The following is a 13,460-nucleotide window of genomic DNA, read 5'->3' as shown; positions in this document are numbered from 1 at the left end:
CCCCCGAGAGGCTCTAAGCGCTTGCTCACCCTCGGGGTAGGGTGTGCCTCCTGATCGAATGGGCGGCCGAACGAGAGGGGCGAGCGATGCGTACGGCGGAGCAGTCGGCGGACGGCGAGAACCCGCCGTGGGCCGAGGTGACCCCGGAGGCGGCCAGGAAGCTGCTGGTCGCCGCCGTCGAGGCGTTCGCCGAGCGCGGCTACCACGCCACCACCACCCGCGACATCGCCGGCCGCGCCGGGATGAGCCCGGCGGCGCTCTACATCCACTTCAAGACGAAGGAGGAGCTGCTCCACCGGATCAGCCGGATCGGCCACGACAGCGCCCTGGTGCTGCTGACGGCCGCGGCGGACGCCGAGGGCTCGGCGTCCGAACGGCTCGCCGGTGCCGTGCGCTCCTTCGTCCGCTGGCACGCGGAGCGGCACACCACCGCGCGCGTCGTGCAGTACGAACTCGACGCGCTCGGCGCCGAGCACCGCGCGGAGATCGTGGAGCTGCGCCGCAGCAGCGGTGCGGCGGTGCGGCGCATCCTGCTCGACGGCGTACGGGACGGGGAGTTCGACGTACCGGACGTGCCGGGCACCACGCTCGCGGTGCTGTCGCTCTGCATCGACGTGGCGCGCTGGTTCAACGCGGCGGGCCCGAGGACGCCCGACGAGGTCGGCGCGCTCTACGCCGACCTCGTCCTGCGGATGGTCTCGGCCCGCACCTGACGCGCCCGTACCGTACGCGGGTCCCGCAGGTGAAGCGCCCGTACCGGACGCGGGTCCCGCACCTGACGCGCCCGTCCCGTACGCGGTCCCGTACCGGTGTACCCGTTCCGGCCTGTACGCGTGGCCGTCCGGCTCAGAAGTAGTACCGGGACACGGACTCCGCCACACAGGCCGGCTTCTCGCCGCCCTCGCGCTCCACCGTGACCAGCGCCGTGACCTGCACACCGCCGCCCGCCTCCACGGCGTCCTGAAGGACGGCCGACGCGCGCAGCCGCGAGCCCACGGGTACGGGCGAGGGGAAACGGACCTTGTTCGTGCCGTAGTTGACGGCCATCCGTACGTTCTCGACCCGCAGGACCTCCGGCATGAGCACGGGCAGCAGCGACAGCGTCAGATAGCCGTGCGCGATCGTCGTGCCGAACGGCCCCGCCGCCGCCCGCTCCGGATCCACATGGATCCACTGCTCGTCCCCGGTGGCTTCGGCGAAGAGGTCGATCCGCTTCTGGTCGATCTCCAGCCAGCCGCTGTGCCCCAGGCGCACGCCGACCCCGGCGAGCAAATCCGCGGCGGAGGTGAAGGTTCTCGGCTCGGCCATTTCTCTCTGCTCCCTGCCTCTCGGGACCGCGCTCCTCGGTATGTGTCCAAGCGCTTGCTCAGCATGTTGGGCGGGAGTGCTCCTGTCAACGAGAGCTTCGGACTCGGTCGACGAGGGCTTCGGGACAGCCCTTAGGGTCGGACGGGTGCCACATATTCCGGAGAAGATCCAGGAACTCACCGTCGGTCAACTGTCGGCGCGCAGCGGCGCCGCCGTGTCGGCCCTGCGTTTCTACGAGTCCAAGGGGCTCATCCACAGCCGCAGGACCAGCGGGAACCAGCGCCGCTACGCGCGGGACACGCTGCGCCGTGTCGCCTTCGTGCGCGCCGCCCAGCGCGTCGGTATTCCGCTGTCGACCATCAGGGACGCGCTGGCCGAACTCCCCGAGGAGCGCACCCCCGATCGCGACGACTGGGCGCGGCTCTCGCTGGCCTGGCGCGCGGAGATGGACGAGCGCATCCGCCGGCTCGGCCGGCTGCGCGACCATCTGACGGACTGCATCGGCTGCGGCTGTCTCTCCCTGGAGACCTGTGTCCTCTCCAACCCCGACGACGCCTTCGGCGATCGGATGACGGGCTCGCGCCTGCTCGCGGAGCGCCGCGTCCCGCCGGGTGGCCGGGAGGAGCGGGGCGAGCCGGGCGTTCCGGACGGACCGTGCGCGCCGACGTGCCGGGACGCGGCGCCCTGAGCCGCCCGCCCCACCCCGTCCGGCACGGACACCGCGGGGGCCGGGGCCGCTCCTGAGCCCGCCCCCGCAGGTCTCACGCCACCGACGCCAGATCCCTCAGCCGTACCCGCTTCGCCCGCGCCAGGGCCTCGTTCGTGAGCACGGGCTGCGGTACGACGATGCCGCACCCCGTACAGACGGGCCCCGACCAGGGGGCGCCGGACAGGTCGGGGCGCCAGACGATCCCGCCCCGTCCGCAGACCGGGCAGCCGGCGCCAGGGCCCGTCTCCAGCCCGGAGATCAGCCGGCGCAGCACCTCGCCGAGCGACGCGGCGGGATGGACCGCCGGGTCGACGCAGCGGGCGACCCCGTTGCCGCCCCAGGTGCGCCGGTGCCAGTCGTCGAAGCTCCCGGGCCGGCGCAGCCCGTCGTGCTTCTCGCGCCTGCGGCGCTCGGCGAACTCCAGCTCGTACGCGAGCCAGACGGCCCGCGCGTCCTCCAGCTCGTCCAGCGCGGCCGTCAGCCGCGCCGGGTCGGGCGCCCTGTCCTCGGGATCGATGCTGTGCCTCGCGCACAGGTGATCCCAGGTCGCCCGGTGCCCGTAAGGGGCGAATCGTTCCAGGCACTTGCGCAGCGAATACCGTCGCAAGGCCAGATCGCATCGCGGATCGCGCACCTGTCTCGCAAGACTCCGGAACCCGGCCATCGCATGCCACCTCCGTCGCTTCTCGGCGTTGAGGAATGGACGTACGTCTGCCCCATTCGGCTCCATCAAAAAACAGATGGCACCTATGGATTCCGGCATTTGGGTCGTTATCGAGCGGTATTCGATGCGGATTCACAGGAATCGACGGAGCGCGCCCCGCAATGAGCGACGGGACGCGCTCCGGGGAAAGGTGACCGATGTTCACCTTACCGACCGGTCGTACCGGCGGTAACCTCCGGCGCACCCGCCTCCACGAGGAGCTCGTATGCGACGACGCACCCACCGAGCCGACCGCGCCGCCGACACCGGCCGCGCCAGAGCCGGAACCGGAACCGGCCGGAAGAGAACGGGAGCCGGCCGCACCGCGACCAGAGCCGCCGCCACCGCCGTCGCGGTGTTCGCGCTCGGCGCCGCCCTGCTGCTCCCGCAGGGGCCGGCCACCGCCGCGCCCGCGCCGGAGGCCGCCCCGGCCGCCGATGTCACCGACCACTGCCGGGGCCAGTGCGCCGACATCCTGCCGCCCGGCGCGAACGGCAACGCCACCCTCGCCGACATCCTCGGCAACAAGATCTTCGGCACTTTCCCGGCCCACGCCTCCGACCAACTGGCCCGCTACGACTCCCTGGTGGCCGGGCAGAGCGGACTCACCGACGCGAAGATCACCGACTTCTTCAACGACGCCTCCTTCGGCGTCCCCTCCGGCCAGGTCGAATCCGTCACCTCGCCCCGCGAGGACGTGACGATCACCCGGGACAAGAAGACCGGCGTCCCGCACATCCAGGGCACCACCCGCTACGGCACCGAGTTCGGCGCGGGCTACGCCGCCGGGCAGGACCGGCTCTGGATGATGGACCTCTTCCGTCACATCGGACGCGGCGAACTGACCTCCTTCGCCGGTGGCGCCCTCTCCAACCAGGGCCTGGAGCAGCAGTTCTGGCCCTCGGCCCCGTACACGGAAGCCGACTACGAGGCCCAGGTCGAGCGGATCAGGACCACCGGGGGCGAGCGCGGCGAGCTGGCCATGGCCGACGCGCAGGCGTACGTCGACGGCATCAACGCCTACCGCCAGAAGTCCAAGGACGGCCGCTACTTCCCCGGCGAGTACGTGCTCACCGGCAAGATCGACTCGATCACCAACGTCGGCGAGATCCAGCCCTTCAAGATCACCGACCTGATCTCCATCGCCTCCGTCGTCGGCGGTCAGTTCGGCGGGGGAGGCGGCGGCGAGGTGCAGGCCGCGCTCTCGCTCCTCGCCGCACAGCAGAAGTACGGCGTGGTCAAGGGCACCGAGGTCTGGGAGTCGTTCCGTCAGCGCGACGACCCCGAGGCCGTCCTCACCGTCCACGACGGCACCCGCTTCCCGTACGCCCGAAAGCCCGCGAACCCGCAGGGCACGGCCCTGCCCGACGCGGGCTCCGTCCAGGCCGAACCGCTGGTGTACGACCGGACCGGCTCGGCCGTCACCGACGCCAAGGCGCCCGTCAGCGCCCCCGCCGGGATCGAGCCGCTCCAGGGGATCTTCGACGACGGGGTGTTCCCCGCCGGGGCGCTCTCCGCCAGGAAGGGGATGTCCAACGCGCTGCTGGTCTCCGGGCAGCACACCGCCAGCGGCAACCCCATCGCGGTGTTCGGACCGCAGACCGGCTATTTCGCGCCACAGCTGATGATGCTCCAGGAGCTTCAGGGGCCGGGCATCAGCGCCCGCGGGGTGGCCTTCGCCGGCGTCGGCATGTACGTCCAGATGGGCCGGGGCCAGGACTACGCCTGGAGCGCCACCTCCGCCCAGCAGGACATCACCGACACGTACGCCGTCGAACTGTGCGAACCCGGCGGCGGTACCCCGACCAAGGCGTCCACCTCGTACCTCCACCGCTCCGTCTGCACCCCGATGGAGAAGATGGAGCGCAAGAACGCCTGGAAGCCGACCACCGCCGATTCCACCGCCGAGGGCTCGTACCGGCTCCAGGTCTGGCGCACGAAGTACGGCATGGTCACCCACCGCGCGACCGTCGGCGGCAAGCCCGTCGCGTACACCTCACTGCGGAGCACCTACCGGCACGAGGCCGACTCGATCATCGGCTTCCAGATGCTCAACGACCCCGGATACGTCACGGACGCCGCCTCCTTCCAGCAGGCCGCGCACCACATCGGCTACGCCTTCAACTGGTTCTACGCCGACTCCCGCACCGCCGCCTACTTCAACAGCGGCCTCAATCCGGTGCGGGCGGCCGGAGTCGACGCCGCGCTGCCGGTGAAGGCGGAGCAGGCGTACGAGTGGCAGGGGTTCGACCCGGTCCACAACACCGCCGCCTACACGCCCTTCGCCCAGCATCCGCGGTCCGTCGGGCAGGACTACTACATCTCCTGGAACAACCGGCAGGCCGAGGAGTACGACGCGGCGGGCTTCGGCTACGGCGCCGTGCACCGGGGTGATCTGCTGGACGACCGGGTCAAGGCGCTGGTGGCCAAGGGCGGCGTCACCCGCGCCTCCCTGACCGGGGCGATGGCCGACGCGGCGGTCACCGACCTCCGGGGCGAGCAGGTGCTGCCCACGCTGCTCAAGGTGATCCGCTCGGCGCCCGTCACCGATCCCGCGCTGAACACCGTCGTCCAGCAACTGGAGACCTGGCGGGCCGCCGGATCGCCGCGCAAGGAGACCAAGCAGGGTTCGCACACCTACACCCACGCCGCCGCCGTACGGATCATGGACGCGTGGTGGCCCCGGCTGGTCGAGGCCCAGTACCGGCCGGGTCTCGGGAGCGGTCTGTACGAGGCGCTCACCGCCTCGCTCCAGATCGACGAGTCCCCGGCGTCGAGCCACGGCCCGACCGGCGCGCACAGCGGTTCGTCGTTCCAGTACGGATGGTGGGGCTACGTCGACAAGGACCTGCGCCAGGTCCTCGGCGACCCGGTCCTGGCGCCGGCCCCGGTCACGTACTGCGGCGACGGCTCGGCGACCGCCTGCCGCGAGAGCCTCCTGTCCACCTTGAGGACGGCGGCGGCCGTCCCGGTCAAGGAGGTCTACCCCGGCGACGCGAACTGCTCGGCCGGTGACCAGTGGTGCACCGACTCGATCATCCACAGCGCGCTGGGAGGCATCGCCCACCCGAAGGTCAACTGGCAGAACAGGCCGACATATCAGCAGGTCGTGGAGTTCCCCTCGCACCGCTGACCGCCCGCCCCCGCGCGCGGGGGCGGCGCCGGTGGCCGGACCGTACCGCCTACGGTCCGGCCACCATCGGCCGCAGACTCTCCCGGTACGCCCTGGCCGTGGCCACCAGCTCGTCGAGGGTGTCCCGAGTGCGGACGAGTTCCGCGATGTGCCGCGAGAGCCGCTCGCGCTCCTGCGCCATGCGCTCCAGCGCGGCTTCGGAATTCGCCTCGCTGGGCGCGTAGGCGCAGGGCAGCAGTTCGGCGATGGTGCTGCTGGACAGCCCCGCCGCGTACAGGCGCTGGATGAACGTCACCCGTTCGACGTCGTCCTCCCGGTAGTGCCGCTGCCCGCCGCTGCTGCGGACGCTGCTGAGCAGCCCCTGCTCCTCGTAGTAGCGCAAGGAGCGGACACTGACCCCGCCCCGTGACGCCAGCTCTCCGATCCGCACCTCGTCCTCCCCTGTGATCCGTGGCACAAGACTTGCCTCTGACGTCAATGTGAGGTTCTAGCGTAGCGGTTGTGCCCGCGATCTGGGCGCCACGGAACGAGGAGACCTGTGCGATGACCCTTTTCAGCAGCTATCGGCTCGGCGGCCTGACCCTGCCCAACCGTGTGGTGATGGCCCCGATGACACGGGCCCGGGCCGCCGCCGGCGGGCTCGCGACGCCGTCGATGGCGACGTACTACGCGCAGCGCGCGACGGCCGGGCTCATCGTGAGCGAGGGGGTGCAGCCGAGCCCGATCGGGCAGTCCAACCCGGGGACACCGGGGCTGCACACCGATGAGCAGGTCGCCGCGTGGCGCCCGGTGACCGACGCCGTGCGCGCTAACGGCGGGCGGATCTTCGCGCAGCTCATGCACGGCGGGCGGGTCTCCCACCCCGAGACCATCGGAACGGTGCCGGTCGGGCCCTCCGCCGTGCCCGCCGTGGGTGACGTGTTCACCCCCACCGGCCCGCAGCCCGCGCCGACGCCGCGCGCCCTGGACACGGCGGAGGTGCCCGAGCACGCCGAGTCGTACGCCGAGGCGGCCCGCCGAGCCGTCGACGCGGGCTTCGACGGCGTGGAGCTGCACGGCGCCAACGGCTACCTCATCTCCCAGTTCCTGTCGTCCAACGCCAACCTGCGCACGGACCGCTACGGCGGCTCCGTGGCCAACCGCATCCGGTTCGCCGTCGAGGCGGTGTCCGCGACCGTCGACGCCGTCGGCGCGGACCGGACCGGCATCCGCCTCTCCCCGGGCGGCGCGTTCTGGGGCGTGGAGGAGCACGACGCGCTCCAGCTGCACACCGCGCTGCTCACCGAACTGGCCCGCCTCGGGCTCGCCTATGTCCACCTCGAAGCCACCGTCGGCGACGAGGTGCTGGTGGACCTGCGCCGTGCGTGGCCCGGCACCCTGATCATGAACCCGGTCTTCCCGATGGGCCCGAAGCAGACGGAACGGGCCGACGCCGACCGCTGGCTCGGGCTGGGCGCCGAACTGATCAGCTTCGGCCGCGCCTTCATCGCCAACCCCGACCTGGTCGAGCGGCTGCGTACCGGACTCCCGGTCGCCCCCGTCGACGTGGCCACGTACTACCAGGGCGGTGACGCGGGCTATCTGACCTACCCGGCGTATCAGCACGCGGCCTGACCCCGGGCGGTGTCCGGGGGCGGCGACGGGCGCGCCGCCCCCGGTCGTGTCTCCGGCGGCCCGGCGGCCCCCGGCCGGTCCGGTCACCGGTAGCGCAGGTACTGCCGTCGTACGGCGCGGAACGCGGCCAGTTCGTCCCGCCAGGCTCCGACGATCTCGTCCGTGTCCGCGCCGGCGTCGATCATCGTACGGACGCCCGTGGAGCCGGTCAGCTTGTCGATCCAGTGGTCGGTGCGCCACGCGAAGCCGCTCCAGGTCCGCTTCGCCGTCACCAGCAGGGCGATAGCGGTGCGCACCGGGTCGAAGGTCTCGCGGTCGTGGACATGGAGCTGTACGCCGCCGATCGTGCGGCCCTCGAACTTGGAGAACGTCGGCGCGAAGTACGCCTCGCGCAGGCGCACGCCCGGCAGCGACAGGGAATTGGCCGCCTCGGCCCACCTTCCGTCGACGCCCTCCGCGCCGAGCAGTTCGAAGGGGCGGGTGGTGCCGCGGCCCTCCGAGAGGTTCGTGCCCTCGAAGAGGCAGGTTCCCGCGTAGGCGAGCGCGGTGTCGGGGGTGGGCATGTTGGGGCTCGGCGGCACCCAGGGCAGCCCCGTCGCGTCGAAGAAGTCACCGCGCCGCCAGCCGGACATGGCGACCGTCTCCAGCCGCACGGGCTTCGCCAGGAACTCGCCGTTGAACAGCCGCGCCAGCTCCGTGACGGTCATGCCGTGCGCCTGGGAGATCGGCTCGCGGCCGACGAAGGTGGCGAACTCGCGCCGCAGGACCGGTCCGAGGGCCGCGCGCCCGGTCACCGGATTGGGCCGGTCCAGGACGACGAAACGCTTCCCCGCCCGCGCCGCCGCCTCCATGCAGTCGTACAGCGTCCAGATGTACGTGTAGAAGCGCGCCCCCGCGTCCTGGATGTCGAAGACGACGGTGTCGACACCGGAGGCGGTGAAGACGTCCGCGAGCGGCCCGCCGCTCTTGAGATACGTGTCGTAGACCGGCAGCCCGGTCGCCGGATCGTCGTACCGCCCCTCGGAGCCGCCCGCCTGGGCCGTCCCCCGGAAGCCGTGTTCCGGGCCGAAGACCGCGATCAGGTCGACCCGTTCGTCGGCGTGCATGACGTCCACGATGTGGCGTACGTCCTGGGTGACCCCGGTCGGATTGGTGACGACGCCGACCTTCTGCCCCGACAGCCGCCGGTAGCCGTCGGCGGCGAGCCGGTCGAAGCCGGTGCGTACGCGCGCGGCGCCGCCGGGGTGAGTGGGGGAGGGGGACGCGGCGGCGGGAGACGCGGAGGAGGAGAGGGCGGGGGAGGGGAGCGCGGGGGACGAGGCGGTCACGGCCAGCGCCCCCGCCACCCCGCCGGCGCTCAGCAGGCCACGTCTGGACAGATTCATTCCGCACCTCCGCGATCGGACGCCATCGTGGCCACGCACGCTAACGGCTGCGGCGGGCCGGGGGAACGAGGCGACCGGCGGCGCGGGGCCGGTCGCGCCGACCGGACTCCTCGGAGCCGGGCACCCCGACCGGACTCCTCGGAGCCGGCGGGGGCTTCCGCGCCTTACCGGGCGCGGCGATCCCCGGCCCCGGGACGGCGAGCGCCTCGCCGCCGGCCCGAACCAGGCCGTCCGGCGCCGCCTCTTCCCCAGCAACATACCGACTGGTTAGTCTGCTCGGGTCGATCGACAGCGTGGTCGTCCCGGAGCCACTTCCCGGGGACCGGCCACGGAACCGGAACGCCGGAGAGGCAGGCCCGATGGACACGGTGCGCGGCGCGGGAGTTGTGGTCACGGGGGCCGGCGGCGGCATCGGCGCCGCGCTCGCCCGCCGATTCGCCGCCGAGGGGGCCCGGGTCGTGGTGAACGACCTCGACGCGGCGAAGGCCGATGCCGTCGCCGCGTCGATCGGGGCCGTCGCGGTACCCGGCGACGCCTCCCTGATCGTCGAGGACGCCCGCGAGGCGCTCGGCGGCACCGTCGACATCTACTGCGCCAACGCCGGCGTGGGCTCGCCACCCGGCCGTACGCTGCCCGGCGACGACGTCTGGGCGACGGCCTGGGACATCAATGTGATGGCGCACGTCCGGGCGTCCCGGGCGCTGATCCCGGCCTGGCTGGAGCGCGGCAGCGGCCGGTTCGTCTCCACCGTCTCCGCCGCCGGGCTGCTCACCATGATCGGCGAGGCGCCGTACAGCGTCACCAAGCACGGCGCCCTCGCGTACGCGGAGTGGCTCGCGCTGACCTACCGGCACCGGGGCCTCAAGGTCCACGCCATCTGCCCGCAGGGTGTCCGTACGGACATGCTCGCCGCCACCGGGAGCGCCGGGGAACTCGTGCTGATGCCGACCGCCATCGCCCCCGAGGCCGTCGCCGACGCCCTGTTCGATGCCATGGCGGAGGATCGTTTCCTCGTCCTTCCGCACCCGGAGGTGGCCGGTTTCTTCCAGGCCCGCGCCGAGGACACAGGAGGCTGGCTGGACTCCATGAACCGCCTCCAGCGGAAGTGGGAGGAGAGCGGCGCCTGACCTCGGCGCCCGACCCGTTCGCTCCGGGCGGGGCGTGTCCGAGGTCCTGCCCGGGCCGTGCGGGACCACGGGTGGGAAGATCCTCGGACGGGAACCGCGTTCCCCGCCGTGGGCGCCGATCGGGAGAGCGCCGGACGCGGCACGGTACGGCACGGAACGAAAGGCGGTTGGCCGAGCATGGCGAGAACGACGGACGGGGACAGCGCCCCCGTACCCCAGCGGCTGCTGGCCGCCGCCACCCGGCTGTTCGCCGAGCGCGGCTACGACCGCACCTCGGTCCAGGAGATCGTCGAGGCGGCCGGCGTCACCAAGGGGGCGCTCTACCACTACTTCGGCTCCAAGGAGGATCTCCTCCAGGAGGTCTACGCCCGGGTGCTCCGGCTCCAGCAGGAGCGTCTGGACGCCTTCGCCGAGGCCGACGAGCCCGTGGAGCGCCGGCTGCGCGCCGCCGCCGCCGATGTCGTCGTCACGACGATCGAGAACCTGGACGACGCCGCGATCTTCTTCCGCTCCATGCACCACCTGAGCCCCGAGAAGTACAAGCGGGTACGGCAGGAACGGCGGCGCTACCACGAGCGCTTCCGCGCGCTGGTCGAGGAGGGCCAGCGCGGCGGTGTCTTCTCCACCGCCACCCCCGCCGACCTGGTGGTGGACTACCACTTCGGCTCGGTCCACCACCTGTCCACCTGGTACCGCCCGGACGGCCCGCTCGCCCCGCAGCAGGTCGCGGACCACCTCGCGGACCTGCTGCTGCGGGCGCTGCGCCCATGACCCCCTGAGCCGTCGGCCCCGCGCGACACCCCCGCCGGCGGACTAGTGGAGGTGCTTCTTCAGCTCGCGCCGGGCCAGCGAGCGCTGATGCACCTCGTCCGGCCCGTCCGCGAGGCGCAGGGTCCTGGCGGAGGCCCAGAGTTCGGCCAGCGGGGAATCCTGGCTCACACCGCCCGCGCCGTACAGCTGGACCGCCGAGTCGATGATGTCGACCACCGCACGCGGAGTGGCGATCTTGATGGCCTGGATCTCCGTGTGCGCGCCCCGGTTGCCCACGGTGTCCATCAGCCAGGCCGTCTTGAGGACCAGCAGCCGCAGCTGCTCCACGGTCACCCGGGCGTCCGCGATCCAGTTCTGGACCACGCCCTGCTGGGCGAGCGTCTTGCCGAAGGCCGTACGGGACACGGCCCGCCGGCACATCAGCTCGATCGTCCGCTCGGCCATCCCGATCAGCCGCATGCAGTGGTGGATGCGGCCGGGACCCAGCCGGGCCTGGGCGATGGCGAAGCCGCCGCCCTCCTCGCCGATGAGGTGGGCGGCGTCCACCCGGACCTGGTCGAAGACGACCTCGGCGTGGCCGCCGTGCGCGTGGTCCTCGTACCCGTACACCCGCATGGCGCGGCGCACTTCGAGCCCGGGGGTGTCGCGCGGGACCAGGATCATCGACTGCTGGCGGCGCGGATCGGCGCCCTCCGGATCGGTCTTGCCCATCACGATGAAGATCGCGCACTCCGGGTTCATGGCGCCGGAGATGTACCACTTGCGGCCGTCGATGACGTAGTCGTCACCGTCGCGCCTGATCACCGTGCGGATGTTCGTCGCGTCCGACGAGGCGACCTCGGGCTCCGTCATCGCGAACGCCGACCGGATCTCGCCCGCGAGGAGCGGCTCCAGCCACTGCTTGCGCTGCCCGGCGGAGCCGAACTGGGCGAGCACCTCCATGTTCCCGGTGTCGGGCGCCGCGCAGTTCAGCGCGGTGGGGGCCAACTGCGGCGAGCGGCCGGTGATCTCGGCGAGCGGCGCGTACTGGAGATTGGTCAGCCCGGCGCCGTACTCCGGGTCGGGCAGGAAGAGGTTCCACAGCCCCTGCCGGCGCGCCTCCGCCTTCAGCTCCGCCACGACCGCCGGGGTGTCCCAGGGATCGGCCAGCCGGGAGCGCTGCTCCTGCGCGACGGCCTCGGCCGGGTACACGTGCTCGTCCATGAAGGCGAGCAGCCGGGCGCGCAGTTCTTCGGTACGGGCGTCGAATGCGAAGTCCATGAGGGGTACTCAGCCTTCCTGGAGCTGGAGGGTGGCGAGGCCGTGCCGGATGAAGACGGGGACGAGATCACCGATCCGGTCGAAACCGGGGCCCACGGTCCGGCCCAGGGTGTAGCGGTAGTGGATGCCCTCCAGGATCACGGCGAGCTTGAACCAGGCGAAGGCCGTGTACCAGGAGAGGCCGGAGGTGTCCCGGCCCGACCCCGCCGCGTACCGCTCGACCAGCTCGGCGGGGGAGGGGTGGCCGGCCGCGCCGGCCGTCGTGCTGATCGGGGAGCCCGGCAGATCGAGCGGCGCGCTGTACATCACCAGCAGCCCCAGATCGGTCAGCGGGTCGCCGAGGGTGGACATCTCCCAGTCGAGCACCGCCTTGATCCGGTCGTCCTCCCCGATGAGGACGTTGTCGAGCCGGAAGTCGCCGTGGACCACGGTGGGGGCGGGAGAGACGGGCATCGACCGGCCGAGCGCGGCGTGCAGTTCGTCGATGCCGGGCAGCTCGCGGCTACGCGAGCCGTCGAGCTGCTTGCCCCAGCGGCGCAACTGCCGGTCGAGGAAACCTTCGGGGCGGCCGAAGCCGGCGAGCCCGACCGCGCCCGGATCGACGGCGTGCAACTCGACCAGGGTGTCGACCAGTTCGAGTACGGCCGCGCGGGTGCGCGCCGCGCCGAGCGGGGCCAGCTGCTCGGCCGTGCGGTACGGGGTGCCCGCCACGTGTTCCATCACGTAGAACGGCGCGCCGAGCACCGACTCGTCCTCGCACAGCAGCAGCGGTTCCGGCACCGGCACCGCCGTCGGGTGCAGCGCGGCGATCACCCGGTACTCGCGGCTCATGTCGTGCGCGGTGGCGAGCACATGGCCGAGCGGCGGCCTGCGGACCACCCAGCGCCGGGCGCCGTCCGTGACGGTGTACGTCAGGTTCGACCGGCCGCCCTCGATGAGCCGCGCGTCGAGCGCGCCGCTCACCAGGCCGGGCAGCGCCCGGTCGAGATGGCCGCGCAGCCGCTCGGGATCGAGACCTGGCGGCGGGGCTGGGCTCATCGGCGTACCTCCGTGCGTGCGTGCGTGCATGCGTGCTTGCGGGCGGGCGGCGGACCGGCGGTGCGGTGGTCGCGGTCGCTGGTCGCCCCCATGATGCCGACCAGTCGGTATGTCGTCCAGTGCTCATGCCCCCGCGTGCTCTTCCCGCGCGCGGTACGGTGCCCGGATTCCCGCCCGTCCGGGCCCGCGCGGGGCGGTGCGGGCGCCCGTCCGGCCCCGACCGCCGGGCCACGCCTGCCGGTGCGCCGGGTCCCGCCGGACCGTTCCCCCGTCCGGTCCGGTCCCGTCCGTACCGCCGTACCGCCGTGCCGCCGTACCGCCGTGCCGCCGTGCCGCCGTGCCGCCGTGCCGCCGTGCCGCCGTGCCGCCGTGCCGCCGTGCCGCCGTGCCGCCGTGCCGCCGTGCCGCCGTC

At 72.6% G+C, this 13,460-nt stretch carries 12 protein-coding genes and 1 pseudogene; 6 read left to right on the top strand and 7 right to left on the bottom strand.

Annotated features, from left to right (window positions below):
- The first annotated feature begins 86 nt into the window (after positions 1-86).
- Entirely contained in the window at positions 87-713 is a 627-nt protein-coding gene (locus ACFY6S_RS13005) for a TetR/AcrR family transcriptional regulator (protein ID WP_388826619.1), read from the top strand.
- Positions 714-846: 133 nt separating this feature from the next.
- On the opposite strand, the gene ACFY6S_RS13000 is transcribed toward ACFY6S_RS13005, so the two are convergent.
- Positions 847-1,308, bottom strand: coding sequence for a MaoC family dehydratase (locus tag ACFY6S_RS13000; RefSeq protein ID WP_388826616.1), 462 nt, complete (start codon positions 1,306-1,308; stop codon positions 847-849).
- Between the two features lie 145 nt (positions 1,309-1,453).
- On the opposite strand from ACFY6S_RS13000, the gene soxR reads away from it, so the two are divergent.
- Complete coding sequence (soxR, locus tag ACFY6S_RS12995) at positions 1,454-1,996, top strand: redox-sensitive transcriptional activator SoxR (RefSeq protein WP_388826613.1); 543 nt, start codon at positions 1,454-1,456, stop codon at positions 1,994-1,996.
- 73 nt (positions 1,997-2,069) lie between these two features.
- On the opposite strand, the gene ACFY6S_RS12990 is transcribed toward soxR, so the two are convergent.
- A complete protein-coding gene (locus tag ACFY6S_RS12990; RefSeq protein WP_388826610.1) occupies positions 2,070-2,681 on the bottom strand; it encodes a hypothetical protein in 612 nt (203 codons plus the stop codon).
- 265 nt (positions 2,682-2,946) lie between these two features.
- Between ACFY6S_RS12990 and ACFY6S_RS12985 the strand changes: the two genes are divergently transcribed.
- Positions 2,947-5,853, top strand: coding sequence for a penicillin acylase family protein (locus tag ACFY6S_RS12985; RefSeq protein WP_388826607.1), 2,907 nt, complete (start codon positions 2,947-2,949; stop codon positions 5,851-5,853).
- Between the two features lie 49 nt (positions 5,854-5,902).
- On the opposite strand, the gene ACFY6S_RS12980 is transcribed toward ACFY6S_RS12985, so the two are convergent.
- Positions 5,903-6,283, bottom strand: coding sequence for a MerR family transcriptional regulator (locus ACFY6S_RS12980; protein WP_388826604.1), 381 nt, complete (start codon positions 6,281-6,283; stop codon positions 5,903-5,905).
- Between the two features lie 113 nt (positions 6,284-6,396).
- Between ACFY6S_RS12980 and ACFY6S_RS12975 the strand changes: the two genes are divergently transcribed.
- Complete coding sequence (locus ACFY6S_RS12975; RefSeq protein WP_388826601.1) at positions 6,397-7,467, top strand: alkene reductase; 1,071 nt, start codon at positions 6,397-6,399, stop codon at positions 7,465-7,467.
- Positions 7,468-7,550: 83 nt separating this feature from the next.
- On the opposite strand, the gene ACFY6S_RS12970 is transcribed toward ACFY6S_RS12975, so the two are convergent.
- Positions 7,551-8,852 carry an exo-beta-N-acetylmuramidase NamZ domain-containing protein gene (locus ACFY6S_RS12970; protein WP_388826598.1) on the bottom strand — a complete coding sequence of 434 codons (1,302 nt, stop codon included), beginning with the start codon at positions 8,850-8,852 and terminating at the stop codon, positions 7,551-7,553.
- Positions 8,853-9,211: 359 nt separating this feature from the next.
- Here ACFY6S_RS12970 and ACFY6S_RS12965 point away from each other — a divergent pair, with 359 nt between their 5' ends.
- On the top strand, positions 9,212-9,979 hold the full coding sequence (locus ACFY6S_RS12965) for an SDR family oxidoreductase (protein WP_388826590.1): 768 nt from the start codon (positions 9,212-9,214) through the stop codon (positions 9,977-9,979).
- Positions 9,980-10,156: 177 nt separating this feature from the next.
- Positions 10,157-10,750 carry a TetR/AcrR family transcriptional regulator gene (locus ACFY6S_RS12960; protein WP_388826587.1) on the top strand — a complete coding sequence of 198 codons (594 nt, stop codon included), beginning with the start codon at positions 10,157-10,159 and terminating at the stop codon, positions 10,748-10,750.
- Between the two features lie 42 nt (positions 10,751-10,792).
- Here the strand turns inward: ACFY6S_RS12960 and ACFY6S_RS12955 are convergent, their stop codons facing one another.
- From ACFY6S_RS12955 to ACFY6S_RS12945, 3 genes and pseudogenes are all read right to left on the bottom strand, one after another.
- Complete coding sequence (locus ACFY6S_RS12955) at positions 10,793-12,010, bottom strand: acyl-CoA dehydrogenase family protein (RefSeq protein WP_388826584.1); 1,218 nt, start codon at positions 12,008-12,010, stop codon at positions 10,793-10,795.
- Positions 12,011-12,019: 9 nt separating this feature from the next.
- On the bottom strand, positions 12,020-13,048 hold the full coding sequence (locus tag ACFY6S_RS12950) for a phosphotransferase family protein (RefSeq protein ID WP_388826581.1): 1,029 nt from the start codon (positions 13,046-13,048) through the stop codon (positions 12,020-12,022).
- A pseudogene (locus ACFY6S_RS12945) lies at positions 13,045-13,460 on the bottom strand (hypothetical protein); the annotation flags it as partial. The gene ACFY6S_RS12950 and the pseudogene ACFY6S_RS12945, both read right to left, overlap by 4 nt.

It is taken from the genome of Streptomyces sp. NPDC012835, assembly GCF_042900885.1.
In the GTDB taxonomy this organism is placed as follows: domain Bacteria; phylum Actinomycetota; class Actinomycetes; order Streptomycetales; family Streptomycetaceae; genus Streptomyces.
Note: the sequence above shows the minus strand (reverse complement) of the source record. Positions and strands in the feature narration are given on the sequence as shown.